Annotated in this window: 22 protein-coding genes and 1 pseudogene; 19 read left to right on the top strand and 4 right to left on the bottom strand. The window is 61.3% G+C overall.

Translation table 11 applies throughout. From position 1 onward, the window contains the following. Window positions 1-6 precede the first annotated feature (6 nt). From IPI01_15245 to IPI01_15215, 7 genes are read left to right on the top strand one after another with little or no spacing between them, the layout of a single operon-like run. Window positions 7-882 (top strand): DUF58 domain-containing protein, encoded by an 876-nt coding sequence (locus IPI01_15245; protein ID MBK7259123.1) that lies wholly within the window; start codon window positions 7-9, stop codon window positions 880-882. Then, window positions 879-1,862 carry a hypothetical protein gene (locus IPI01_15240; GenBank protein ID MBK7259122.1) on the top strand — a complete coding sequence of 328 codons (984 nt, stop codon included), beginning with the start codon at window positions 879-881 and terminating at the stop codon, window positions 1,860-1,862. The genes IPI01_15245 and IPI01_15240 overlap by 4 nt, the downstream gene beginning before the upstream one ends. Next, complete coding sequence (locus IPI01_15235; protein ID MBK7259121.1) at window positions 1,849-2,847, top strand: VWA domain-containing protein; 999 nt, start codon at window positions 1,849-1,851, stop codon at window positions 2,845-2,847. Before IPI01_15240 ends, IPI01_15235 begins: the two co-directional genes overlap by 14 nt. Next, window positions 2,847-3,896, top strand: coding sequence for a VWA domain-containing protein (locus IPI01_15230; GenBank protein ID MBK7259120.1), 1,050 nt, complete (start codon window positions 2,847-2,849; stop codon window positions 3,894-3,896). The genes IPI01_15235 and IPI01_15230 overlap by 1 nt, the downstream gene beginning before the upstream one ends. After that, window positions 3,893-4,627, top strand: coding sequence for a tetratricopeptide repeat protein (locus IPI01_15225; GenBank protein MBK7259119.1), 735 nt, complete (start codon window positions 3,893-3,895; stop codon window positions 4,625-4,627). The genes IPI01_15230 and IPI01_15225 overlap by 4 nt, the downstream gene beginning before the upstream one ends. Before the next feature lie 4 nt (window positions 4,628-4,631). Next, window positions 4,632-6,473 (top strand): protein BatD, encoded by a 1,842-nt coding sequence (locus tag IPI01_15220; protein ID MBK7259118.1) that lies wholly within the window; start codon window positions 4,632-4,634, stop codon window positions 6,471-6,473. After that, window positions 6,470-7,225: a tetratricopeptide repeat protein gene (locus IPI01_15215; GenBank protein MBK7259117.1), complete on the top strand. Its 756-nt coding sequence runs from the start codon at window positions 6,470-6,472 to the stop codon at window positions 7,223-7,225. The genes IPI01_15220 and IPI01_15215 overlap by 4 nt, the downstream gene beginning before the upstream one ends. 47 nt (window positions 7,226-7,272) lie before the next feature. Here the strand turns inward: IPI01_15215 and IPI01_15210 are convergent, their stop codons facing one another. After that, the gene (locus tag IPI01_15210) at window positions 7,273-7,992 is read right to left on the bottom strand and encodes a lipoate--protein ligase family protein (GenBank protein ID MBK7259116.1); all 720 of its coding nucleotides are present in this window, start codon (window positions 7,990-7,992) and stop codon (window positions 7,273-7,275) included. Between the two features lie 68 nt (window positions 7,993-8,060). On the opposite strand from IPI01_15210, the gene aceE reads away from it, so the two are divergent. From aceE to lpdA, 3 genes and pseudogenes are all read left to right on the top strand, one after another. After that, entirely contained in the window at window positions 8,061-10,754 is a 2,694-nt protein-coding gene (gene aceE, locus IPI01_15205; GenBank protein ID MBK7259115.1) for a pyruvate dehydrogenase (acetyl-transferring), homodimeric type, read from the top strand. A gap of 27 nt (window positions 10,755-10,781) precedes the next feature. Continuing rightward, window positions 10,782-12,097 (top strand): annotated as a pseudogene (locus IPI01_15200) (2-oxo acid dehydrogenase subunit E2). A gap of 13 nt (window positions 12,098-12,110) precedes the next feature. Further along, window positions 12,111-13,526 (top strand): dihydrolipoyl dehydrogenase, encoded by a 1,416-nt coding sequence (lpdA, locus tag IPI01_15195; GenBank protein MBK7259114.1) that lies wholly within the window; start codon window positions 12,111-12,113, stop codon window positions 13,524-13,526. Between the two features lie 102 nt (window positions 13,527-13,628). Here the strand turns inward: lpdA and IPI01_15190 are convergent, their stop codons facing one another. Next, a complete protein-coding gene (locus IPI01_15190) occupies window positions 13,629-14,213 on the bottom strand; it encodes a glutathione peroxidase (protein MBK7259113.1) in 585 nt (194 codons plus the stop codon). Between the two features lie 285 nt (window positions 14,214-14,498). Here IPI01_15190 and IPI01_15185 point away from each other — a divergent pair, with 285 nt between their 5' ends. From IPI01_15185 to IPI01_15160, 6 genes are all read left to right on the top strand, one after another. Next, complete coding sequence (locus IPI01_15185; GenBank protein MBK7259112.1) at window positions 14,499-14,852, top strand: hypothetical protein; 354 nt, start codon at window positions 14,499-14,501, stop codon at window positions 14,850-14,852. A gap of 88 nt (window positions 14,853-14,940) precedes the next feature. After that, the gene (gene argF / locus IPI01_15180; protein MBK7259111.1) at window positions 14,941-15,858 is read left to right on the top strand and encodes an ornithine carbamoyltransferase; all 918 of its coding nucleotides are present in this window, start codon (window positions 14,941-14,943) and stop codon (window positions 15,856-15,858) included. A gap of 154 nt (window positions 15,859-16,012) precedes the next feature. After that, complete coding sequence (locus IPI01_15175) at window positions 16,013-17,305, top strand: hypothetical protein (GenBank protein ID MBK7259110.1); 1,293 nt, start codon at window positions 16,013-16,015, stop codon at window positions 17,303-17,305. A gap of 235 nt (window positions 17,306-17,540) precedes the next feature. Continuing rightward, window positions 17,541-17,930 (top strand): co-chaperone GroES, encoded by a 390-nt coding sequence (locus IPI01_15170; GenBank protein ID MBK7259109.1) that lies wholly within the window; start codon window positions 17,541-17,543, stop codon window positions 17,928-17,930. Window positions 17,931-18,109: 179 nt separating this feature from the next. Then, the gene (locus IPI01_15165) at window positions 18,110-18,259 is read left to right on the top strand and encodes a hypothetical protein (protein ID MBK7259108.1); all 150 of its coding nucleotides are present in this window, start codon (window positions 18,110-18,112) and stop codon (window positions 18,257-18,259) included. 313 nt (window positions 18,260-18,572) lie between these two features. Then, window positions 18,573-18,773, top strand: coding sequence for a cold-shock protein (locus IPI01_15160; protein ID MBK7259107.1), 201 nt, complete (start codon window positions 18,573-18,575; stop codon window positions 18,771-18,773). Between the two features lie 141 nt (window positions 18,774-18,914). Here IPI01_15160 and IPI01_15155 read toward each other — a convergent pair whose 3' ends face one another. Further along, window positions 18,915-19,511, bottom strand: coding sequence for a queuosine precursor transporter (locus IPI01_15155; protein MBK7259106.1), 597 nt, complete (start codon window positions 19,509-19,511; stop codon window positions 18,915-18,917). Next, window positions 19,508-19,921, bottom strand: coding sequence for an NADPH-dependent 7-cyano-7-deazaguanine reductase QueF (gene queF, locus IPI01_15150; GenBank protein ID MBK7259105.1), 414 nt, complete (start codon window positions 19,919-19,921; stop codon window positions 19,508-19,510). The genes IPI01_15155 and queF overlap by 4 nt, the downstream gene beginning before the upstream one ends. Before the next feature lie 90 nt (window positions 19,922-20,011). Between queF and IPI01_15145 the strand changes: the two genes are divergently transcribed. From IPI01_15145 to IPI01_15135, 3 genes are all read left to right on the top strand, one after another. Beyond that, window positions 20,012-20,494, top strand: coding sequence for a thioredoxin family protein (locus IPI01_15145; protein MBK7259104.1), 483 nt, complete (start codon window positions 20,012-20,014; stop codon window positions 20,492-20,494). Between the two features lie 109 nt (window positions 20,495-20,603). Further along, window positions 20,604-23,054, top strand: coding sequence for a tetratricopeptide repeat protein (locus tag IPI01_15140; GenBank protein MBK7259103.1), 2,451 nt, complete (start codon window positions 20,604-20,606; stop codon window positions 23,052-23,054). Between the two features lie 30 nt (window positions 23,055-23,084). Beyond that, complete coding sequence (locus tag IPI01_15135; protein MBK7259102.1) at window positions 23,085-26,633, top strand: hypothetical protein; 3,549 nt, start codon at window positions 23,085-23,087, stop codon at window positions 26,631-26,633. Window positions 26,634-26,641: the final 8 nt, after the last annotated feature.

Below are 26,641 nucleotides of genomic sequence, written 5' to 3'. Positions count from 1 at the left end.
GGTCACATGGAAACCCGTGATCTCTTAAGAAAAGTCCGCCAGATCGAGATCAAGACCCGCGGCCTGGTCAATCAGATCTTCTCCGGCGAATACCACTCCGTCTTCAAAGGACGGGGGATGGAGTTCTCCGAGGTGCGGGAGTACCAGTACGGCGACGACATCCGGAGCATCGACTGGAACGTCTCGGCGCGCTTCAACCATCCGTTCGTGAAGATCTTCGAAGAAGAGCGCGAGCTGACGGTGATGCTGGTCGTGGACTTCAGCCGGTCCGGACAGTTCGGCACGGCGCAGGCGATGAAGAACGAGATCGCCGCCGAGATCTGTGCCGTGCTCGCGTTCTCCGCCATCAAGAACAACGACAAGGTCGGCCTCATCCTGTTCACCGACCGCATCGAGAAGTTCGTCCCTCCGAAGAAGGGGCGTGCACACATCCTCCGCATCATCCGCGAACTCATCTCGTTCCAGGCGCAAGGGAGCGGTACCAGCATCCGTGGTGCGCTCGAGTACCTGAACCATGTGCACAAGAAGCGCACGATCGCGTTCGTGATCTCGGACTTCATCGACGATGGGTACGACCAGATCCTCCGCATCATCAGCAAGAAGCATGACGTGATCGCGGTGGAATTGTCCGACCCGCGCGAAGAATCGCTTCCGGAGTCGGGACTCATGAAGTTTACCGATGCGGAGTCGGGCCGTGAGCGGTGGGTGGACACGTCGGACCGTGCCGTGCGTGCGTCGTTCGTGAAGTACTGGAAGGACCGCCGCGACCAGCGCCGCAGTCTTTTCCTCCGCAGCAAAGTGGATGCGATCCCGGTGCGCATCGACCGTCCGTACATCAAACCGATCGTGGATTTCTTCAAGCGCCGGGAGAGCAGGCTATGATGACTGGTGCATGCCGCCGGGTGGCTCTTCTGGTGCTGATGGCCGCGATGCTCTTGCTTCAGGGCTCCGTGACACGCCTCCATGCGCAACGCGCATCCGTGCGCGCGCACATCGACTCGACGGTCTACCTTGTCGGCGACCGCATCATCGTGCATGTGGATGTGTTCCATACGCCCGGCCTGACGTTGCAGCCCCTGGTGGCCGATTCCATCGGCGGGTTCACGGTACTCGGACAGTCGGGGGTGCAGAAGATCACTGATTCCACGTCGCGGGCGGAGTTCGTCCTCGCGAAGTACGACTCGGGTGATGCCACCATCCCGTCGATGCCTTTCCTGTTCTTTCTCCCGGGGGATACGGCATCGCACCATGCGCAGACGAACGAGCTGGCGGTGACCATCACCACGGTGCCGCCGGATACCTCCAAGGACATCAAGGACCTTCGTCCGATCATGTCGCTTCCGCTTGCATGGGAGGACATCGGGTTGTATGGCGGGATCATCCTGGTCATCCTTGCGCTCGCGTATTTCGGCTACCGTTTCTGGAAGAAGCGCAAGGCGGCGAGAGGCGACGACGGATTCGTTCCGCCGCCCCGGCCCGCGCATGCGATCGCCCTGGAAGAGCTGGGAGCATTGAAGGCGAAGAAGCTCTGGCAGGCGGGGCAGGTGAAGGAGTATTACTCGGAACTGACGGAGATACTCCGGCGCTACTTCGAGAACAGGTACGCGATGCCCGCGCTGGAAGAGACCACCGACGAGATCATAGAGGGGCTCCGCAAGCTCCGGCCGGGAACTGAACTGTTGCACAGCACGGAATCGGTGCTGCGGACGGCGGACCTTGTGAAGTTCGCCAAGCATACGCCTTCGATGAGCGAACACGAGCAGGCGATGGAGGCCGTGTATGTGTTCGTCGACCGCACGAAGATCGTGGATATGACGCCGGTCGCTGTCGCGGAGAAGGGTGCGGACAATGTGGCATCCTAACACGACGTTCGCCAACCCGGAATTCCTCTGGGGGCTGATCATCATTCCCCTGCTGGTCTCCTGGTACATCCGGCGGCACCGCCGGGCGTTCAGCGACGTGCGTTTCTCCACGCTGGATGCATTTGCGGGGGTGAAGCCGACGTGGCGGGAACGGTTGCGCCATGGACCCATGGTCCTCCGCATGGTCATCATTGCTGCCGTGATCGTGGGCATGGCCCGGCCGCAGACGACGTCGCAGGGCGAGGATATCTACACGGAAGGCATCGACATCGCCATGCTACTCGACATCAGCGGCAGTATGCTGGCCGAGGATTTCCAGCCCAACCGTATCAAGGCGGCGAAGGCCGTGGCGCAGGAATTCGTCGACGGCCGCCGGAATGACCGTATCGGGCTGGTGATCTTCGCCGGGCAGAGTTTCACGCAGTGTCCGATGACCACGGACTACCGGGTCCTGAAGGATCTGTTACGCCAGGTGGAGCCGGGCATGGTCGAGGATGGCACCGCCATCGGCATGGCCATCGCCCAGGGCGTGAACCGTCTGAAGGACGGTAAGGCGAAGAGCAAAGTGATGATCCTGCTCACCGATGGTGTGAACAACCGCGGCGAGATCGACCCGATCACGGCGGCGCAGATCGCGCAGACGTTCGACATCAGGATCTACACCGTGGGCGTCGGGACCATCGGTGAAGCGCCGTATCCGGTCCAGACGCCGTTCGGAACGCGCTATCAGAATGTGCCGGTGGACGTGGATGAGAAGACCCTGTCCGCGATCGCAGAGATGACCGGCGCGAAGTATTTCCGTGCGAAGAACAACCGCGCGTTGAAACAGATCTATGAAGAGATCGACCAGCTGGAGAAGACCCGCATCGAAGTGAAGTCGTACCGTTCGTATACCGAGCGGTTCACTCCGTGGGCATGGCTGGCGCTGGCGGCGCTGCTGCTCGAGCTCCTGGTCTCCGGGGTCATCCTCAGGAAGGTGCCGTGATGGTCCGGTTCGTCCATGAAGAATACCTGATGCTCCTGGCCGTCATTCCGGTGCTGCTTGCGCTGGGATGGTGGATGTGGCGTCTCCGGAAGGGTGCGGCCGCGAAGTTCGCGGCCCCGGCGATGCTCGCGCGGCTTGCCCCGGCGGCAAGCACGTTCAAACGTCCGGTGAAGTTCGGGCTCCAGCTTCTCATTGTCGCCGTGCTCATCCTTGCGCTCGCGGACCTGCAGGTGGGGACGCGTCTTGAAGAAGTGAAGCAGGAGGGCGTAGAGATCTTTCTGGTGCTGGATCTGTCGCTCAGCATGAAGGCCGAGGACATCAAGCCGAACCGCCTCGAGAAGGCGAAGCTGGAGATCCGCAATCTGATCGCGCGGTTGGGCGGGGACCGGATCGGGCTCGTGGTGTTCGCCGGGAAGGCGTATACGCAATTCCCCCTCACCACGGATTACAGTGCGGCGAATCTGTTCCTGGATGCGATCGACGTGGACGCGGTCTCCATCCCCGGCACCGCCATCGGTTCGGCGATCGAGCAGGCGATGGCATCGTTCGATCTCAAGGATCCGACGACGAAAGTGATCGTCGTGATCACGGACGGCGAGAACACCGATGGCGATGTCTTTGAGGCGGCCGAGGCCGCGGTGGCCAAAGGGGTGATGATCTATACCATCGGCATGGGTTCGCCCACGGGCGCACCGATCCCGTTGATGACCAATGCGGGGGTGAGTGATTTCAAACGTGACCGCATGGGTGCGGTCGTTGTGACGAAGCTGGACGAAGCGTCGCTCGAGCGCATTGCGCTGATCGGCAAGGGGAAGTATTTCCGGGCATCAACGTCGCAGGATGAACTCGATGCCATCTATAAGGATGTGAATGCGTTGCAGAAGAGGGAATTCGGCGTGAAGCAGTTCACGGACTACGAGGACCGGTTCCAGTTCTTCCTTGCGTTCGCGCTGCTCCTGCTGGTCCTGGAACTGATGTTGTCGGAGAACAAGACTCCCTGGCTGTCGCTCGGACGGTTCCTGCGGCGCGAGGAGGAGGTGAAGGCGTGACACGAGGACATGTGCTGGTGCTTCTCTGTCTGGCGTTGTGTGCCCTGCCGGTGCGGGCGCAATCGGTCCGTTCGCTGGTGAACGGCGGCAATGACTTCTATCATGATCAGCGTTTTCCGGACGCCGAGATCAAGTACCGCAAGGCACTCGAACAGGATCAACAGCTCGTGCAGGGCCATTTCAATCTTGGCAACTCCCTGTACCGCCAGGGGAAGTACGATGAAGCCGTGAGAGCGTATGATGCGGCGCGTCAGGTGGCGACCGAAAGTCAGACCCGTGCGAATGCCTCCTACAACATCGGCAACGCCTGGATGAAGGCGCAGCAGCCGCAGAAGGCCATCCAGGCGTATGTGGATGGGCTCAAGCTGAACCCCGACGACCAGGAGGCGAAATACAATCTGTCCGCTGCGCTCCGCATGCTTCAACAGCAGCAGCAACAACAGCAACAACAGAACAAGCAGAACAAAGACAAGCAGCAGAACAAGGACAAACACAATCAGCAGCAACAGCAGCAGAACAAGGATCAGCAGGACCAGCAGAAGCAGCAACAACAGCAGCAGGACCAGAAACAGGACCAGCAGCAACAGCGTCAGCCGCAGCAGCAGGAGAAGCAGATCTCGAAAGCCGACGCCGAACGCATACTTGACGTGCTGAAGAACAATGAACGCGACATCCAGAAGAAACGCCAGGCCAAACCTGCGGGCCGTGCGCGCACAGACAGGGACTGGTAAGGCGATGGGACGGACAGTCACCGGACTCCTTGTTGCCCTTGTGCTGTTCCGGGCTGCAGGCGTGGCGCAGACGGCGAGGTTCGAGGCCTCCGTGGACCGTACCACGGTGGGCCAGGGCGAGCAATTCAACTATGTGCTCACGCTGGAAGGGCAATTCGCCGGAGGCGGGAAGAACCTCCAGTTGCCCGACATGAGCAAGTTCCACATCATGGCCGGCCCGAACCAGTCCACAAGCATGCAGATCATCAACGGGTCCGTGTCGTCCTCGGTCACGTATGCGTACGTCCTGCAGCCGAAGGAGATGGGCACGTTCACCATCGGGCCTGCGTCGATCGAAGCCGGCGGCGCCGTGCTCAAGAGTTCACCCGTCACCATCCAGGTCGTGAAGGCCGCTCCGCGTCAGAACCGTCAGCAGCAGGGCGGCGATCCCACGGCGGGGCTTTCGGAGGAGTTGTTCCTGCGTGCGGTGGTGGACCGCAATCATGTGATGCAGGGGGACCAGGTGAACCTGGTCTTCAAGCTGTACACCCGTGTATCGGTCGTGAATTATGCCGTGTCCAAGAATCCGGCGATGACGGGATTCTGGAGCGAGGATGTCGAGATCCCCAAGAACATCAGTTTGACCAACGAGACCATCAACGGCAAGACGTACCGCGTGGGTGTTCTGAGGCGCGTGGCGTTGTTTCCCACGCAGTCGGGGACGCTCGAAGTGGGGCCGATGGAAGTGCAGACGACCGTGCAGTTGCAGAACCCGCGATCGAATGATCCGTTCGAGGCCTTCTTCCGTGATCCGTTCGGGCGCAACGTCAGCTACACCGCGGCGAGCGAAGCGGTGAAGGTGGTGGTCGACCCCCTCCCCGGGGGTGCACCGTCCGACTTCAAGGGTGCCATCGGTCAATTTGCGATGAGTACCAGCATCGACAAGAGATCGACCCGTTCGAATGAGCCGGTGAGCCTGAAGGTAACGGTGTCCGGAACGGGGAATATCAAGCTGCTCGAGGCGCCGGCGTTGGAGTTGCCGCCGGATTTCGAGCAGTACAGCCCGAAGGTCACCGAATCGATCAACCGTTCGCAGGGTCGCGTCAGCGGCAGCAAGACCTTTGAGTACCTGATGATCCCGCGCTATCCGGGGTTGAAGGTCATCAAGCCGGTCACGATGTCCTACTTCGATCTCAAGAAGCGTGAGTACGTCCATCTCCGTTCACCGCAGATCGACCTGAATGTCGAGCAGGGCGCAGCCGGGAGTGCCCCGGTGATCTCGGGGGTGAACCGGGAGGATGTGCGGCTGCTGAGTCAGGATATCCGATTCATCAAGATGAGTACGCCGGTGATCGTGCGGCCGGGCGACCGGTTGTATAAAGATCCCCTGTTCATCATCCTGATGGTGCTGCCATTCGCCGGCCTTGCTGGTGCCTGGGTGTACGCACGGCAGCGGCAGGTGGTGATGGCCGATCAGGCCGGGTACCGGAACCGTCGTGCGATGAAGGTGGCACAGAAGGGTTTGCGCGAGGCGGAGTACTTGTTGAAGGAGAAGTCGCCGCGCAAGGGAGAACCGTCGTCCAACCAGCGCCTGCGTTTCTACGCGGAAATATCGAAGGCTCTCTGGAAGTACCTTGGCGACAAGCTGACCATTCCGCAGGCCGAGTTCTCCGTGGAGGGCGCCGTCACCGTTCTCCGTGAGCGTGGTGCGGCGGAAGAATTGCTGACGTCGTTGCGATCCGTGCTGGAGACGTGCGACATGGCGAGGTTCGCGCCGACGAGCCTCGAGTTGACGGCGATGCAGAAGACCTATGACGATGCCCGGCGGGTGATCGTGGATGTTGAACGGACACTGAGGGCACGATGAAACGGATCCTCGTTCTTCTTGCGGTGATGTGTGTGGCGATCGGGATGCAGGCGCAGACGGTGGAGCAACGGTACCAGCAGGGGAATGCGCTGTATCAGCAGGGGAAGTTCGCCGAACCTGCCGCCGCCTATGAGACGATCCTGCAGGCGGGGTATACCGGTGGCGAGATCTGTTTCAATCTCGGCAACGCGTATTACAAGCAGGGGAACATGGGGAAGGCCATCCTGAATTTCGAGCGCGCTCTCCGGTTCCTACCTGCCGACGATGATGTGCGGCACAATCTCCAGCTTGCCAACCTGCAGATCGTGGACCGGATCGATCCGGCACCGCGGCTGTTCCTGTGGGACTGGTGGGACGGGATCAAGGATGTATTCTCGCTGAATGCGATCACGTGGCTGACCTGGCTGATGGTGGTGTTCTTCCTGGGATCGGTCGCCCTCATCCTGCTGGCGCGGACCTATGCGCTGCGGAAGTCGGGCCTGATCGCTTCGATCGCGACCGGGGTGATGGTGGTGATGGCAGTGGCCATCTTCAGCGGCAAGGTGATCGACGCGAACAGCAATGAAGAGGCCGTGATCACGGCGGCGATCGCCACGGCGAAGAACTCGCCCGACGCGAAGAGCAGTGATGCATTCGTCATCCATGCCGGGCTGAAGGTGCGCATCTCCGATTCGATCGGCCAGTGGCTCCGCATCCGGCTGGTGGATGGCAAGGTCGGGTGGGTGGAGATCAAATCCGCGGAGCGGATTTGATCTCAATTGAGAACTAAGAACTAAGAATTCTTAATTCTTAATTGGTGCTAGAAGCGATAGGTCCAGTCGTGATTGAGGTAGCGCGTCTCCGCGAGGGCACGGATCTCTTCGAGTGGTAGCTGCCCGTATGCCGTTGTAGCATCCCATTCCTTCCGTAGCGCGGCCGTCAGTTCGGCCGCATCCAATCCCAGGTTCACCAGAAACTCCTGATGTGATCTCCCCTCGCGGTACTCCGGCTGATGCCCGGGCATCGGTAAGAGTTCCTCGATGATGTCCATGTCGAAGTCGAGGAGGAGCGTGCCGTGGAACAGGACCGCGTTGCTCTTTCGTCGCTGTGCATTCCCCGAGAACTTCCGTCCGCCCGATACCAGATCGGTATGTCCCTGATGCGCCACCGGAAGTCCGGCGAGCCGGGATACCACCCTGGCGATACGCTGCAGAACGTAGGAGCCCGTGGAGGTGATGTTCTCCAGTGCCGCATCGCGCTCGATGCGCAGAATGACGGAATAATTCAGGCACCCGGGGCCCTGAACTACCGTACCCCCTCCGCTTGTTCTACGATAGAGGGGGATGCCCCGGGCCACGCAGGCATCCACACGGATCTCTTCCAGGATGTGGTTCGTGTACCCCGCCACAACGAAGTACGTCTCCGGGCTCCAGACGCGCAGGGTCTCGCAGCCGGGGTTCGCATCGCAGAGATCGAGCAGGACGTCGTCGCACGCCAGCTGCATCCCCGGGGTGTGGAGGTGTTCGTCAGTGAAACGCACTGCACTTAGGTATTGTGTGCAGATGAAGAAACGCGTACATTACCCAGTCCTTTTACAGGTGAGAACGAGTGGAAAAAGAACTTACGAAACCCGATGGTACCCCGCAAGGGGCGCAGGCAGAGCAGGAACGCTGGCTGGATTCACTGGAACTGGTGCTGGAATCGGTCCTCCGTGACCAGCCGGCAGAGAAACTTCCGCTGCTCTTCGAGCGTCTGAAGACCCGGTTGCGCGATGCAGGGATGCAGATCCCGCGTTCGGTGAGCACGCCGTACCTCAATACCATCCCGGTGGAAGAGGAGCCCGAGTATCCCGGCGACCGCGAGATCGAGCGCCGGATCAAGAGCTTCATCCGCTGGAATGCCATGGCGATGGTCGTGAATGCCAACCGGGCGCACAGCGGCCTGGGCGGGCACATCTCGTCCTACGCGTCATCTGCCACCCTGTACGAGGTGGCGTTCAACCACTTCTTCCGTGGGGGTGATGGCGACCGTCCGGCGGACATGGTCTATTTTCAGGGCCACGCCTCCCCGGGCATCTACGCCCGTGCGTTCCTCGAGGGACGCATCGACACACAGAAGCTGCATCATTTCCGTCAGGAACTCGCGCGGACGGGGGGACTCTCGTCGTACCCGCATCCGTACCTGATGCCGGGCTTCTGGCAGTTCCCCACAGTATCGATGGGCCTCGGCCCGATCATGTCCATCTATCAGGCGCGCTTCAACCGCTACCTCAAGGCCCGCGGCTTCATCACCGGCGAAGAGCCCAAGGTCTGGTCATTCGGCGGCGATGGTGAAACGGACGAGCCGGAAACGCTCGGTGCGCTCACGCTTGCATCGCGCGAGGGGCTGGACAATCTGGTGTGGATCGTGAATTGCAATCTTCAACGGCTCGACGGGCCGGTGCGTGGCAACGGCAAGATCATCCAGGAATTGGAATCGGCCTTCCGTGGTGCGGGATGGAACGTCATCAAGGTGGTGTGGGGTTCGGACTGGGACCCGCTCCTTGCCGAGGACAGTGATGGCCTGCTGATGAAACGCATGGAAGAAGCTGTTGACGGCGACTTCCAGAAGTATTCCGTCGAAACAGGCAGCTATACACGCAAGCATTTCTTCGGGAAATATCCCGAACTCGCGAAGCGTGCGCTCAAGCTGACCGACGAGCAGATCCGGAAACTCCAGCGTGGCGGCCATGATCCGCGCAAAGTCTACGCCGCGTATAAGGCAGCGATGGAGCACCGGGGTTCGCCGACGGTGATCCTGGCGAAGACCGTGAAAGGATACGGGCTGGGTGAGGCCGGCGAAGGCCGGAACGTGTCGCACCAGCAGAAGAAGCTGAATGAGAAGGAGTTGCGGGAGTTCCGCTCGCGATTCGGCATCCCGATCAATGATGAAGATGTGGCGGATACGCCGTTCTACCGGCCGCCCGACGACAGTCCGGAGATCACGTACCTCCGTGAGCGCCGCAAGACACTTGGCGGCAGTCTGCCGCGAAGGGTCGAGAGCGCGCCCGTGGCTGAGATCCCTGCGTTGGACAAGTTCGCCGAGTTCCTCAAGGGCACCGGGCACACCGAGGTGTCGACCACGATGGCATTCGTCCGCATGCTCAGCATGCTCCTGCGGAACAAGTCCGTCGGGAAGAACATCGTCCCCATCATCCCTGATGAGGCGCGAACGTTCGGCATGGACCCGCTCTTCCGCGAGATCGGCATCTACTCGCCGAAGGGGCAGTTGTACGAGCCGGTCGACTCGGAGTCGTTGTTGTATTACCGTGAAAGCAAAGACGGGCAGATCCTGGAAGAGGGGATCACCGAAGCGGGCGCCATGTCGTCGTTCATCGCGGCGGCCACGGCGTACGCGAACCACGGTGTGAACATGATCCCGTTCTATATTTATTATTCGATGTTCGGATTCCAGCGCATTGGCGATCTGGCGTGGGCGGCAGGCGACATGCGGGCGAAGGGATTCATGCTTGGCGCCACGGCCGGCCGGACGACGCTGAACGGCGAGGGCCTGCAGCATGAGGATGGTCACAGTCAGCTGCTTGCGACGACCATCCCGAACATGCGTGCCTATGATCCGGCATTCTCCTATGAGACGGCAGTGATCGTGCAGGATGGGCTCCGCCGCATGTACGGTGAGGGCGAAGCGGTGTTCTACTACCTCACGCTCTATAATGAGAATTATCCGATGCCCCCGATGCCGGAAGGCGTGACGGAAGGCATTCTGAAGGGGTTGTACAAGTTCAGGAAAGCAGAGGGGAAGGGGCAGCACACCGCGCAGATCTTCGCCAGTGGCCCGATCATCCGTCAGGCGCTGCGTGCACAGGAGATCCTTGCGGACCAGTACTACATCTCGGCCGACATCTGGAGTGCCACGAGTTACAAGGCGCTGCGGAACGACGCGCTGAATGCGCAGCGATGGAATATGTTGCATCCGACGGAGCCGCCGAAGGTGTCGTACGTGGAGCAGGTGCTGCAGGCAGAGAAGGGCCCGTTCATCGCCGTCTCCGATTACATGAAGCTCGTTCCCGACCAGATCGCGCCGTGGGTCCCCGGCGGGTTGACGACGCTCGGAACGGACGGCTTCGGGCGGAGCGACACGCGCCCTGCACTGCGGCGGTTCTTTGAGATCGATGCGGAGAGCATCGTGATCGCAACGTTGTATGCCCTCGCCCGCAAAGGGGAGTATGATCCCGCCAGGGTCGCGGCGGCGATCCGGGACCTGGGCGTCGATCCGGAGAAGCATTTCCCCGAGATCGTTTGAGTTCACTGGCGAAGCAAAGGAGCATTCATGGAGATACGTCTACCGCGGCTGGGTGAGGGATCTGATTCCGGCACCGTCGCGACGATCTTTGTCAAACAGGGCGATCGCATCGCGCAGGATCAGCCCGTGCTTGAACTGGAGAGCGAGAAGGCCGTGGCATCGATCCCGTCGCCTGTTGCGGGCGTCGTCGGAACGGTGCACGTGAAGGAAGGTGATGTCATCAAGGTTGGCGCCTTGCTGCTGACCGTGAGTGAAGATGGCGCGGCCGCGGCTACGCCCGCACCGCGGACGGTGGATGCAAGCGTTGGTGATGAGGAACCCGAGGAGGCACCTGCACGTCCGGCGGCCCCCGCAGCAGGTGCGCGGCCGATGATGCAACCGAGCGGAGCCGTGCTCGAGGTACCGACAGGCCCGCAGCCGCCGGCATCCCCGACGGTGAGAAGGATCGCCCGCGAACTGGATATCGACCTTCGCCGTGTGCGGGGTACCGAGTCCGGTGGCCGTGTGAGCGTTGCGGACGTGCGCCGGTACATCCAGTGGCTCCAGGAGACCGCGCTCGGTACGCGCCCGGCAACGGGTGGCGCAGCAGTGGCAGCGCCTGTGGTTGCCCCGCTCCGGCGGTCGTGGATTTCTCGAAGTGGGGCAAGGTGGAGAGCAAGCGGATCACGACACTCCGGAAGACCATCAGCAACAAGATGGTCGAGTCCTGGACGCACGTGCCGCATGTGACGCAGTTCGACGAGGCCGATGTCACGGCCATCATGGCGCTGCGCAAGAAATATGCGCCGGCGTACGAGAAGAAGGGTGTACGGCTGACGCTCACATCGTTCGCCCTCCGCGCCGTGGCCAACGCGTTGAAGAAACATCCGCTCTTCAATGCCAGCATGCAGGAAGCAACGGGCGAGCTGATCCTCAAGCAGTATTATCATCTCGGGCTTGCCGTGGACACCGAACACGGGCTCATCGTGCCGGTGATCCGTGATGTGGACAAGAAAGACCTGGTGCAGCTCTCAGCCGATGTGACCTCGGTGGCCGACAGGGCGCGTGAACGCAAGCTGGCGCTCGAGGAGATGCAGGGCGGGACGTTCAGCATCTCGAATCAGGGTGGCATCGGCGGAGGTTTCTTCACACCGATCATCAATACGCCGGAAGTGGCGATCCTCGGCATGGGCCGGAGCTCGGCCAGGCCCGTCATACGCGAAGGGAAGGTCGTGGAGCGCACCATCCTGCCGCTCGGGCTGTCGTACGACCACCGGATCATCGACGGCGCCAATGCCGCACGGTTCATCGTGGACCTTGTCCGCGAGTTCGAACAATTCTCCGAAGACGATGTGAAGATCTGACAGGGACTGACACGTGAATACCATTACCACAGATGTTGTTGTCATCGGCGCCGGCCCCGGCGGTTATGCCGCGGCATTCTACGCGGCCGATAAAGGAAAGAGCGTTGTGTTGGTGGAGCGCGATGCCCGGCTCGGTGGTGTCTGTCTGAACCGCGGATGCATCCCTTCCAAGGCGCTGCTCCACGCGGCGAAACTGATCGACGAGGCGAAAGAGTCCTCGTTCCGGGGGATACACTTTGCGGCTCCGCGCATCGATCTGAACGAGATGCGTACGTGGAAGGACAGCGTGATCGAGAAGCTGGCGGGCGGCGTACGCACGCTGGCGCAGAAGCGGGGTGTCCAGGTGCTCGAAGGGAAGGCGCATTTCGAGGATTCCAGGACCCTGCGGGTCGAGACCGCCTCCGGGCAGCAGTTCATCACGTTCGGCAAGGCCATCGTGGCGGTCGGCTCACGGCCGGCGATGCCCCCGGCATTCGACCTCGGCAATCCGCGTGTGATGACCTCCACCGAGGCGTTGGAGATCGAGGAGATCCCGGAGAAGCTGCTGGTTGTCGGCGGCGGGTATATCGGCATGGAGTTGGGGACGGTCTATGCCACGCTCGGCAGTGACGTGATCGTGGTGGAGGCGCTTCCGGCGGTGCTTGCCGGAGCGGATCAGGACCTTGTGCGGCCGGTGCTGCGCCGCGCGGCGAAGCTGTTCAAGGAGGTCCGCACCTCGGTGAAGGTCCTCAAGATGGCCACCTCGGGCAAACAGATCAAAGTGGACATCGAGATGAACGGTGAGAAGCGGCAGGAGATGTACGACCGTGTTCTCGTCTCCGTTGGCCGGGCGCCGAACTGTGCGGACATGGGGATCGAGAATACGAAGATCGTGCAGGACGAGAAGGGCTACATCAAGGTCGACACGCATCAGCAGACCGGTGACCCGAACATCCTTGCCATCGGCGACGTGGTGGGGGGCGTGATGCTTGCGCACAAGGCATCGAAGGAGGCGCGCATCGCGGTGGAAGCGATCATGGGCGAAGACACGGTGTTCGAGAACATCATCATCCCGGCGGTAGTGTTCACCGATCCGGAGATCGCCTGGGCCGGCATGACGGAAGCGGAGGCGAAGGCCGCGAACCGCACGGTGGAAGTGGTGAAGTTCCCGTGGACGGCATCCGGCCGGGCGCTGAGCTTCGACCGGACCGATGGCATGACGAAGCTGATCATCGATCCCGAGACCGAGCGCATCCTCGGGGCGGGCATCGTTGGTGCGGGAGCCGGGGAATTGATCGGCGAGGCGGTGGTGGCGATGGAGATGGGGGCGACGGCGTACGATATGTCGCAGTCCGTGCATCCCCACCCGACACTCTCCGAGACGTGGATGGAGTGTGCGGAAGCGTTCTACGGCCATGCAACACACGTGATGGGCAAGAAGAAGGCGTAAGGAAGAAGAGCCTCCCCGGGATTTCCGGGGACGAAAGCAGAAGGGCGGGAGGAATGGTTCCTCTCGCCCTTTTCATTTCACCGAAGAAGCTGCCGTCATCTTTTACTTCAGCGCCTCTTCCACCGCCTGCACGATCTCTTCAGACAGCGGTTTGGAGCTGGAGCCGAACTTCGCGAGAACGTGGCCGTTCTTATCCACCAGGTACTTCGTGAAATTCCATTTCACGCCGCCCGCTGTTTCCGGGTTCGCATCTTCCGAGGTCAGGTACGCGTACAGCGGATGCTGGTCGCTGCCTTTCACGGAGATCTTCGAGAACATGTCGAAGGTCACGTTGTAGTTCGTGGTGCAGAACGTTTTGATCTCGGCATCCGTCCCGGGTTCCTGCCAGCCGAAGTTGTTCGCCGGGAAGCCGAGGAGGACGAGGCCCTTGTCCTTGTAGCGGCGGTACAGCTCCTCGAGTTCCGTGTACTGCGGGGTGTGGCCGCACTTGGATGCGACGTTCACGATCAGCAGCACCTTCCCTTTGTACCGTGCGAGCGGGACATCCGCGCCGTCGATGTTCTTCAAGGTGAAATCGTGCACGCTCTTCGGCGCGGGCGTTTCGGCGCGCGCATCCTTCGCTGAACCGGTCAGCGAACCCACCATCATCATGTATGCCATCAGGCTCACAGTCAAGATCCTCCTCATCGTGGCTCCTTTCAACAGCGTGACTTTTCATGCGATTAGCACTCCCTATGTAAACAATCACTCGCGGACAGAGTTCCCGGGTGCCCGGGATGCGTCAGGACCCCGATTTTCCCCGAAAACCTTGACTTTCTCCCACCCATTCTCTATCCTGAAATGAGGAATGTGTTCTTTTCATTGAGCAGCGTTTGCGGTCATCACGAGGGTCCGATCCATGGATCCCGGGCGATGCACTCATGCGTAAGCGGTGGATGCAGTGATGTATGTCCGCGAGAGGGAGCTACCGTCATGAAGAAGAGCAAGCGTGTGATGCGACGGAGCATCCTGCAATGCCTGTACGCGCATTTGCAGGACGCGTACGGACTGGAGGCCTCGGCCGAGCAGTTCGTTCAGGACCAGATATCCGATCGAGAGATCGATGCGTTACTGGCGTTCAAGAGCGATGCCCGGATCGATGAATTGCGCAGCGCACTGAACCGGCTGGAGGCGGGGAGCTACGGCTCCTGTCTTGCGTGCAAGAGTCCGGTCGACCAGACCCTCCTGGATGCGGATCCTGCGCGGCGGTTGTGCGGTTCGTGTGAAGTGCTCTACAGCCACATCATGACGCACGGCACAGGGATCCGGCTTTCTTCACGGTTCTGATCCCTGATCGTCCGCTCCGCGTCTCCCGGTACAGCGTCCGTTGTACCGCATTCCTGTTTCACAACCCTGACCATACTCCCGGATCTCCATGAAGCGTGATCTTGTTTCCTTTGCCTTGTGGACGGCGGAAGAGCTCCAGACCGTCCTGCGGATCAGCAGAGAGCTTGCCGCTGATGGCAGCCGTGTCCGCCCGCCCCTCGCGCACAGAACGGCGGCGATGATCTTTGAATGCGCATCGCTCCGTACCCGGGTGTCCTTCGAGGTTGGCATCGCGCAACTGGGGGGACATCCCGTCTTCCTCGATGACACAACGATCCGCATGGCGGCGCGCGAATCCGTTCACGATATCGGGTCGATCGTCTCCCAGTACACCGATCTTATCATCGCGCGGACCGTCCGTCATCAGACATGCGTGCAACTGGCGGAGAGTGCGACGGTACCGGTGATCAATGCGCTCACAGATCTGCTGCATCCCTGTCAGGTGCTCGGTGATGTGTACACGCTCATGGAGCGGCAACGCTTCACGCCGACCACGAAGATCGTGTATGTAGGCGACGGCAACACGATGGCGAACTCCTGGCTCGAGTGCGCCGCCCGATTGCCGTTCCATCTCGTGTGTTCATGTCCGGCTGGATACGAGCCTCACCCACGTTTTCTGGAGGAGGCCCAGGCCGCGGGTGTCAGCCGGGTGGAGATGATCCCAGACCCGGTCGATGCTGTTCGCGATGCTGATGTCGTGTACACCGATGTCTGGCCGCAAGCCACGCCCCGTGTTGAAGGGGGCCGGCGTTCTCTCATCTTCAAGCCCTATCAGGTGAACCGGACGTTGCTCAAACATGCGAAGTCGGATCACCTCGTCATGCACCGGCTTCCGGCAAATCGCGGGGAGGAGATCACGGGCGAGGTCCTCGACGGTTCGAATTCCATCGCCGTAGAGCAGGCGCGCAACCGTCTGGCGGTTCAGAATGGCATCATGGCCGCTCTCCTGGACGGTTCTATACGATAGGACCTGAGCTGTCCGGTAAAGTGGGCATTGGCCACGAATGTGGACAGTGCCCGCTGTCGTTTCGACCCCTGCGCCCCGAAAAGGGCAATTCCCTGTCTGGCATGCCTGTTGGAGCATATCCCTGTGAAAGCAGTCACAGCGGAGAGAGGTTCCCATGAAACGAGTGATGATGGTTCTGGCGCTGGTAGCCCTGAGTGGCCTGGCGAGTGTGCGCGCGTTCTCGTTTGGCGGGTTCGAGATATCGTTCGGGGCATTCTATTCTTCCCTGGACCCTCACGGGGAGTGGATCACGGTCGATGCCGGCCTGTACGCCTGGCGGCCGATGCATGTCGAAACGGGTTGGCGTCCGTACCAATTCGGCCGGTGGGTCTGGACCGACGATGGATGGTACTGGGACACGGAGGAGCCGTGGGGGTGGGCAACCTATCATTACGGCCGCTGGTATTTTGATGATTACTATGGTTGGCTCTGGATCCCCGGCTATGACTGGGCACCGGCGTGGGTCGAGTGGCGTTATGGAGGCGACTATGTTGGATGGGCACCGCTCGGGCCGTATGCCGTGTACCACGGTTCCTACGGTATCCATTATTCGCGGCACTGGGTCACCCCCTACCACTACTGGTCGTTCGTGAATTGCCGTCACATGATGCATCACGACATCAACCGGTACGTGTATCGTTCTGAGGATAATACCAGGTTCATCGGACGGACGCGGACGGGTGGCAGTGTACGTCCGGGTAACGGACGGGCACTTTCCCGTGGGCCGGAACCCGAGTACATTGAGCGGCGTGGTGATGTGCGTATCCCGCGCACGACGCTCGTGGATGTTGAAGACCGCGACCGTGTGCGTGGCATGCGGGGCGAAGGAAACGACCGTATCGGCGTCTACCGTCCGCGCATTGAAGACCGCCGTGGCGGGGAGCGTGTGGAACGTCCGGGATCGGTCCGTGAGAACGAACGGATGCCGTCCCTGGATACGCGCCGGATGGATGTGCGGCGCCGTGAAGAAGCGCGTGCCGATGGCAGGTCCATAGACAGGCTGGAGCAGAGGAACACTGAGCCGCGCAGCATGAATCCGGATGGACGTCCGGCAGATCGCAATGGCCGTTGGTTCGAAGTGGCGCCGCGTGAGCGGAGGGATGAGACCCGTCAGGATATGGACCGCAGATCGGTGGACCGTTCGCAACCCGAACGGCGCGTTGAGCGGGGTGCTGATGTCTCCCGTACCGATCGGTCGAACACCGACCGTCGTGTGTGGCGGAACCAGGATGCGGACCGTAGCGAACGGCCGCGCGATGAAGGGCGCGTCTCACGTGCTCCGGAGGCCAACCGCAGCGAGCGACCAAGTGCGGACCGGCCGGTGATGCGGGATGGTGGCAGCAGCAACCGCGGTGAGCGTTCTTCGGGAAGTTCGGGTGGGAGGAGTGAAGGGAGAGGGCGGAGGTAAGGCAGCAGTAAAGACAGCAGGAATTGAGGATGGAAGATCAAAGATCGAGGATCGAGGATTGAGGAAAAGATCGGGGAGAGTGCAGGGAGAGTGGGATGCTTCTTGCACTCTTCCTGTTTGGAGTGCAGGTAGGGCGACTCTGTGTGAAGACCTGCTGTGCAACGGCGTGATCTGAGGCATTCGGGAGAGGGTTGAGGTTCACGGGGTGATTTGCTATCTTTGAAACAGAACGTGTATGAAACGGATGACCATGGCGATACGTGTGAAAAAAGAGCTGATCGTTGTTGGCGACAGGGTGCTACTGACGCTGGATGAGGGTTCCGAGAAGACCAAATCGGGGCTATATCTGCCTGCCTCTGTGCGCGAAAAGGACAAAGTGGCGACCGGGAGGGTCACAAAAGTGGGGCCCGGATACCCCATTCCGAATCCGAACTACAACGAAGATGAGCCATGGTCGACCAACAAAGAGCCTATGAAATACATCCCGTTGCAGGCTCATGAAGGCGACTATGCGATCTTCCTGCGCGAGCAGGCTATCGAGGTCGAGTACGAGGACGAAAAGTACCTCATCGTTCCACAATCCGCGATTTTGATGCTCCTTCGCAGTGAACTCCACGAGGAATAGGCGGTAGTTTTTACCTTCTGTATCACCCATCTCTGGAATTTTTACCACACTGTCTTCATTAGTGAACGCAGGACCGTCGAAATTTCGACGGTTCGTGCAGTTCATGTTCTGGCATGGAATTCGATGCATTCCTTATCAGAGAAGGTGATCATGATAGGTGATCGGTAAGAGAGGAGACCATGAGAATCCGGTATACATTCGAAAAGCTGACGAGAGAACAGAGGGCCGCACTCGAGGCCGTACTGATGGAAGAGATGGAAATTCAGGCGTGGTATACGGTTACCGTGAGTCCGCTGCTTGGTGGTGAGACGTTGATCTGGATCCAATGACCGGTTTTGACGGACCGGTGTACGGAGCCCCCGAGGTGGGATGGGGGCTCCTTCTTTTTTCTTGACCTTCCTATGTGAAAATCCTATCTTACCCCCGCAATCAACAGTACACCGTTTTTTGCGCCCTTAAAGGGTTCCGTTGCTGCAAGTGGTGTTCTCTGGGTCGTCCAGCAAGCGCTTGTATCAGCGGTGAGAGTCGAGGTCCGGCACCCGCTACCCGACCTGAGCGCTCTTAAGAGGCAAAAAACCAGGTGCCCCTTCAGGGCGGCGTTGCCGTACGCATACCAGGAACATCTGCAAGGAGATCTCCCCGATGGAAAAGGGAGTCGTCAAGTGGTTCAACGGAGCCAAGGGTTTCGGTTTCATCAAGCGCGAAACCGGTGAAGACGTGTTCGTCCACTACAAGGCGATCGTTGGCGAAGGCTACAAGACCCTCAACGAGGGGGACCGTGTTGAATTTGATGTTGAGAAAGGGCCGAAGGGACTTCAGGCGCTCCGCGTCACGAAGATCTAACACACCCTCTTGATACTATGGTCGTGCTTCAGCCCCGGGCTTTTCCCCGGGGTTTTTCTTTTCCCGGACTCACCAGGTTCCTTGTTGCGGTACACGGATAATGCACGAGTGCAGGAGGATCAGCGGCGGTGCCCCGGCGGTTCAGGCCTCGGTGACGTACCGCCGTGCGGATCGTATGGCGTATGCAAGGGGGAGACTGGCGACCGTCACGGCCATCTTGATCGCATACTGTCCGAGGATCAGGGGCATCACCGGCATGATCCCGGCGAAGGCGATCACCACGAAGATCGCGCTGTCGACCGCGGTGGAAACGGTGTTGCTGAGGAGGATACGGCTCCATGCCGCATGCGCGAACCGTTCGCGCAGTCGCGCGTACACTTCCACGTCGAGCAGGGAGCTGATGAGATACGCCGTCAGGCTGGCGAACACGATGCGCGGTGTGGAGCCAAGGACCGCAACGAATGCATCCTGGTTGGTGTAGAATGGCGGGGCCGGCATGGCGGCGATGACCGCGATGTATCCTGCCAGCAGGCCATTGGCGATGAATGCGGTATAGACAAGCGTTCGTACTCCTTTTTGCCCGAGCCGTTCATGCAGGAGGTCGAGAAGCGTGAACGTGAGTGCGTAGATGAACACGCCGCCCGGGGCGACGAGTCCGAAGAGTGCAACCGGCTTTGCCGCCGTGACGTTGGCGATGAGTTCGCAGGCGATGTAGACCCCGATGAGCAGCGAGGTCATCGTTTTCCACGCCGTTGTCGTGCCGTGTATTCGCGGCTGGCGACGGTGTGCACGCCGCCGCGGATGCGGTAATCGGCGACCACCTTCATCCAGAGGGGCTTTGCACAGCCGACCAGATCATCGAGGAGCCGGTTCACGAGGTGCTCCTGATAGATGCCGACATTCCGGTAGCTCAGGAGATAGTACTTCAGTGAACGCAGTTCGATGCAGACCTTCGACGGGATGTAGTCGATGCGGATCGTGGCAAAATCGGGGAGCCCTGACCAGGGGCAGACCGACGTGAACTCGTCGGTTTCGATGTGCATTGTGATGTCCTTCCCGCTGTACTCGTACGGGAACGTCTCCAGCACAGCGACATCGATGGTGGAGATGTCCTGCACATCATAGCGGCGGTCGAGTGGTTCGGTCATGCGCGGTGGTACCCTTGTCTTTTCCTGTCGTGCTTCGTAGATTTCAAAATATACCGTTTTCGCGCCGAAATGCAACCGGAGGATCCACGCATGTTCCGTGTCATGATACTGATCGCTCTCGCGGCGGCACTTGCGGGATGCCGTTCGACATACCAGAATGCGGATCCCACGCTCCTTCTGGGTGTGGTCCAGCGTTCGCAATTCACCGATGCATTTCTCCATGCGTATCCTGATGAACCGATCGGAGAGCCATTCATCGAAATGATCCGTCAGGCGCGTCCGGGTGTGCGTGTGCTCGTGTTCATGGGGACCTGGTGTTCTGATAGCAAGCGCGACGTGCCGCGCTTTCTCCGGATCGCGGACGCGAGCGGGATGACCCCCGCCGACTTCGAACTCTACGGCGTGGATCGGAAGAAGAAGAGTCCTGATGGCCTCGAGGAGAAGTATGCGATCGACCGCGTACCGACCTTCATTTTCCTTCGTGGCGGGAAGGAGATCGGCCGGATCGTGGAAATGCCCCGGACGACCCTGGAAGGGGATATTCTCGCGATTCTCGCCACCCCGGGGTCTTGAGGGGGCCATTTTTCGTTATAATTGACATTCGTAGGTGTTTTGGATATATTTTTGGGTAATGGGGACAAATGAGCCAAACACCCAACACGACGACGACCGTCAGCGTTTGTTGGAAGAGATTCGGCGCCGGGCCGAAGCAGATGAGCTGAAGCGCATCGAGGAGGAAGAGCGTTCCTCCGCCAGCGGATTCGGACAGAATGCGGACGGTGAAGCATCGTCGCCGTTTCCTACGCTTCAGGGTCAGTTCCCCCCTTCAGTGTCCGGAAAGGCGGATACCGAGCAACGTGCGGTGATCCTGCGCGAGCGGCTTGGCATCGCGCTCGATCGTGGGAACCTCGAGAACGCCCGCGATCTTCTCGACGAACTTGAAGCTCTGAATCCGGCAGATCCTGCATTGTCCGGGTTCCATGACAGACTTGCCTTCGCGGCCATCAGGGAATTGGATGCCGACGCTGCCCCGCACCCGGCACCTGAACCCGAGTGCGAGCCCACGGTCTTCACTCCCGAGCCACCCCCTCCAGCGCCTCCGTCTCCACCTGCGCCCGTTGTGGCGCCCGCTCCTATCTCATCCGCACATCTGAACGAGCGGATCAGTGACCTCCTGGATTCGGTGCACGCGCTCTATGAGCAGGAGAAGTACGAGGCTGCGTTACAGACATTGAATCAGGTCTTTCTTCTGGACCCCGAGCATACCGAAGCGATCAAGTTGCGCCAGCAGATCGAAGATGCATGGCAGCTTGCGGAGGTCATCAAGCAGGAGGCGGCGCAGCACCGTGCGGCAGAGCCCTTGCCTGCTCCCGCACCGAAGCCGGCTGTTCCTCTTGGCGGAAAGGACTCCGATTTCTGGGGGCCGACCGAGCTGTCGGCGGACCATGGCGATCCGATCGCGGGCATCCCTGATGTTGCTGCCGCTGCACAACCGAAGAAGGCGAAGGAGCCCACGCTCGATCGTCTTGCGACGCAGGTTGCGAAGGTCAAGATCCCCATCAAACCGATCCTGACGGTTGCCGGCGTTGCCGCTCTTGCCGTCGTCGCCTGGCTGGTCATCGGAACGCTGGTGCAGGCCGTTGTTCCACCCGACCGGGTGGTGTGCGTGTTCCCACCGACGATCACTCCGGGGCAGACCAACGATGGTGCGATCGCCGATGGCTTCGTTGAGGATCTGATCCGTGATCTCGCGAGCGTGACGTCGATCCGTGTTGTCGGCCCTGCGACGTCGTTCACGCTGCGTGAACGGTCGGCGAAGCCGGTGCATGTTGCCCGCGGCCTTGCTGCGGGATTCTTCATTCAATCGGATCTGGCGATCGACGGCGATCGTTGCACGGGAAGTTTTGCGTTGATGGACACCGTGAAGCTTGAGCCGAAGTGGCAGACGCGTTTCGAGTGTGCCATCGAAGATCTGCCGGCGAAGCGTATCGAGGTGGCGCGCGCGCTCCTTGCGGCGATGGATGTCGAGGTGGGCGACGCGGACCACTATCTTCTGAAACCCGGGAGTCGCCGTTCATCGCCGGGGTACCACGCATATCTCGTTGGCCGCGCGCTGGTGCAGACGGGCGACCCTGCGGCGCTGGGTGATGCGCGGGACCTGTTCCTGCAGGCCGTGCAGCAGGACTCTCTGCTGGGCGATGCATGGGCCGGCCTTGGATGGGCGAGCATCCTTGCCCTGGACCGGTTGACGGTTTCGCCTTCAGAGGAAACGCCCAAGGTCCTGTCGTACGTGCAACACGCCGTCACGAATGGCGCGCACCGTGCCGAGACGTTCCGTGTGTGGGCCATGATCGAACTGATGAACCGGAACTATGCCAAGGCAGAATCGCGCATGCAGGAAGCGGTGGAGGTTTCGCCGAGCGATGCCGAAGCACTCAAGCAGCTTGCGCGCATCCTGACGCTGCGAGGGAGGACCGATGACGCCCTGCATGCGGCGCTTCGTGCGGTGGCGATCGACCCGCTGAATCCTTCGTCGCATGTCACTGCGGGATCGGTGCACCAGTTCCGCGGTGAATTCAAGGAAGCGGAAGAATCGTACCGGCGGGCGATCCAGGAGGACAGGCAGGATCTCGTTGTGGCGGAACTGCACGCGTGCGTGATGGTCTACCTGCAGCGAGCCGATGAAGCGTTGAACGTTGTGGCGGACCTGACATCGCGGGACCGCACGGACCCGGTGGGGCACTACCAGTTCGGCCGCATGGCGCAGACCGCCGGCCGTCCGAAGGCCGAGTGGACGGCTTCCTTTGAGCGGGCCCGCACGCTGCTGGAGGAGAAGTTGCGGAGCAGGCCTGATGATGCGTCGTCGCTGGCATTGTTAGCGCTCACCCAGACCCGCCTTGGTTCGTTCCGGGATGCGGGTGCGGCGATGGAGAAGGCGCTCGCTCTGGCGCCGGGTGACAGCAGAGTTCTGCATGCTGCGGCGCGCATGTATGCGCTGCAGCGCGACAGAGAACGATCAATGACCTATCTGACGCAGGCACTGGATATCCGGTATGACCTGCAGGCGATCGTGGATATGGATCTGTTCAATCTCAGAACGGATGAAGAATTCCTCCGCTCTGTGACACGATGATCTCACGTAACGTACCGGGGACCAGTTTCCGTGGCTGAAATCACAGACGCGCAACAGCAGGAACGCCGCAAGCGGGCGGGGGACCTCCTGAAGATGGCGGACAAGCTCTTCAAAGGCAGTGACTTTGAAGGGGCTGCGCGGCTTGTGAATATGGCCATGGAGGCCGACCCGAAGAATGCGTACGCCCTGGCGTATCAGGAGCGCATCAAGTACGCGATCGAGCAGCGTGACCACCAGAAGCTCGACGCCCCCCCATCGGACCGCGCCGTTCCCCGTCCGCCTCTTCCGGGTGAGCCACCGCGGACCGGTATGCCCGCCCTTGCGGAGATCAAGAAGAAGCTTGAAGAAGCGCAGCGCAAATTGCAGGAGCAGAAGGCGCAGCCCGGTGCCGCACCGGCACCGCCGACGAAGGCCCCCCCGGCCGCTCCTGCGGCACCCGCATCCACGGCACCAGCACCCGCTGTTCCTCCTGCTTCGGCCGCCGCTCCCGCTGCCCCGGACCCGGCTCTCGTCTCGGAACTTGAGAGTGCCCGTGCGGCACTGCTCGAACTCCGAGAACAGATCGAGGATGAGAAGCACAAACAGGAGGCCCTGCGCCGTCACGCGATGACGGAACTGCAGGAGCGCCTGCAGGAACAGCGCGATCAGTTGTCCGAACAGCACCGGCGTCAGGAGGAGGCGTTGCGCGAGCAGCGGGATGCGGAACTCGCGCGGAAGAACGAGCTCCAGACCCGGCTCCAGGACGCCACGGCGCGCTGGCAGGCGGCGGAGGAACAGCAGCGACAGACCGCGGCCGAGACCGTACGCGGGCTTCAGGAAGAGATCATCCGGTTGAAGGCATCGCGGCAGGAGGAACGTGCCGCGTCACAGGAGCAGCGGCGTCAGATCGAGGAAGATCTGGCGCGGCGCATGGATGAGGACCGTACGCGTCTTGAAGCGTTGCATCGTGAGCAGCTCGAGACGCTCACCAATGAACGGCGCAAGCTCGAGCAGGAACTGACGTCGAAATTCGAACAGGACCTGGCGAAGGGGATCGAGGAAGAGCGTCAGCAGATCGAGAAGCTCCGGCACGAGCAGCATTCCAACGCGACCGAGGAGCACCGGCGGGTCGAATCGGCATTGCGGCAGCAGTTCGAAGCAGAGGTCGTGCGACGCATCGCTGAAGAGCGCGCGCGATTGGAGACGTTGCATCAGGAATCCGAGGCTGCAGCGCGCGAGGACCGGCGGCAACTGGAGCAGTTCCTCCGTCAACGGGTGGAGTCGGAGCTCGGCGGCAAGGTGGAACAGGAGATCAATCGCCTCGAGGAGATCCGCCGGCAGGAGCAGGAGGATGCGGAACGCCAGCGCCTTGAACTCGTCGATGAACTCCGTACACGCTTTGAGGCCGATGGGGCCCGCCGGCTCGAGGAAGAGCGCCTCCGGCTCGAGGCCGAGCATCGCGCGGCGCTCAATACCGAAGCGGAGGGGCACCGGCGGCGCGAAGAGGAGATGGAACGGCGGTTCGATGAGGAACTTGCCGCGCGGCTGCAGGAAGTGCAGGCCACTGCCGCTTCTGCCCGGACGCAGCTCCAGCAAGAGCTGGACACGCGTCTGGCGGCCGAAGTGCGCCGGTTGGAAGCGGCGCATGCCCAGGCCGTTGCGGAACGGGGCCAGGCGTCGGATCAGGCCATGCTGCGGCTCCGGCAGGAGCTGACCATCGAGTTCGACAAGCAGAGGGCCGAGGTCGCCGCGGCGCACGAAGCCGCTCTCCGGAAAATGGAAACAGAGTTGCAGTCACTGCTCGCCGCAGAGTCGGCGAAGGCCGAGGCCATGCGCCGGGAGCGGGATGAGCTGACTGCGCAGATCGACGAGTTGCAGCACACGCATGCTGAGGAGTTGCGCGCGCATCGCGAAGCGTCGCAGCGCCTGCTGGATGAGGAACGGGCGCTTGCCGCCGAGGAGGCCCGTCGCACGCTGGAAGAGCAGGTCAGTGCCGAACGGGAGGTCGTCCGCGACCAGATGCTCCGGCAGGTCACTGCCGATGTCGATGCCGCCATCTCGCGCGAACGCGAGCAATTGCAGCAGGAACGCGAGCAGTTGGAGCTCGAGCTCCGCAGGCTGGATGATGTGAAGCGTGATGCCATCCAGCAGGACGAGGCCTCGCGCCGTGAGCTTGAGGAGCGGTTGACCGTACGGTTCGAGGAGGACCGGAAGAAACTTGAAGGCGACCTTCAGACCGCACACGCGGAGGCCTTCCTTGCATTGCAGGAGGATGCCAACCGCCGGATGAACGAACTGGAGACGTATCTCCGGTCGGAGAGCGATGCGCGCATCACTGAGGAGCGCCGGCGGTTCGAAGAGCGGCGTGGACGGGAACAGCAGGCGGAAGCGGATGAGCGCAAGCGCGTGCAGGAGGAGACGGAACGGCGCATGACCGAGCAGTTCAACGATCGGCTCGCGGAAGAGCGCCGCAGGTGGGAGCAGGAATTCGTCCAGTCGCTGGAAAGTGAACGCGTGCGGATCGAGACCGACCTGCGCGGGCTGTACGAGGAACAGGAGCGCCAGCACATCGCCGAGCGCGAGCGTGCCGAGGCGGAGCTCCGCACGAAGCAGCGTGAAGCCGAGCAGCAGAGGCAACTGGCGGAGGCGGAATCCCTCCGCCGGAAGAATGAAGAGGACGCCCGGAAGTACGAAGAGGCCGTCCGTGCCGCGATCGAGGAGGGCCGCCGTCAGGCGCAGGCAAAGAAGATCAAGACCTATGTCGACCAGGCGAAGCAGTATCTTGCCGGTGCCCGCTTTGAGGAAGCGCTCAGCGAAGTGTCGCGCGTGTTCCGGGTCGAGCCGGACAACGGTGCCGCCCGCGAACTCGAGCAAACGATCTATGCTGCGCGGTCCGAACATCAGCGGCGCCGTGAAGAGTTTGCGCGGCTGCAGGATGATCACCGCCGTCAACTCGAAGTGATCCAATCGCGTATGAAGGACCAGGCGCGCGAGGACGAAGAGCTCGAGCGGCAACGCAGCCGCCTCGAACGCCACATCACCGATGCGGTCCAACGCGCCACGGAAGCATACCGGGCCGGCGACCATAGCAAGGCGCTGAACGAGATCGAGGCGGTGTATGCGATGAGTCCGGGGAATGCGGCTGCCCGCGAGCTCGAGACCGCGATCCTGAGTCTTGAAAAGAGCCGCCAGGAAGTCCAAACGCTGGTCCAGCGCCGTATCCAGCAAAGCGAGCAGTATCTGCGCGACCAGGCGAGGCGCGAACGGAGCGTGCTGGACCAGCGCGATCAGTTGAAACGGGAATCCGTACAGATGTACCATGCCATGCTCCAACGGGCGTGGATCGATGGTCCGCCGACGCGCGACGCACGCATCATGCTGGATGTCGCAAAGTCGTCGCTCGGCCTGGATGACGCCGATTGTGCCAATGTCGAGGGACAGGCACAGATCGAGGCGTACCGCGATGCGGTGAGCACTGCGCTGAGCACCGGCCGTGTGAGCCGGGACGATGCGGCGGCTCTCGATGATATCCGCGAGCGGTATCAGGTCCGGCCATCCGATCAGGATGAGATCCTCCGTTCCCTTCCTTCTTCCCGCTGAGGGATCCG

This window comes from Ignavibacteriota bacterium (genome assembly GCA_016707525.1).
GTDB lineage: Bacteria > Bacteroidota > Ignavibacteria > UBA10030 > UBA6906 > JAGDMK01.
This window is presented reverse-complemented; position numbering and strand designations above follow the sequence as displayed.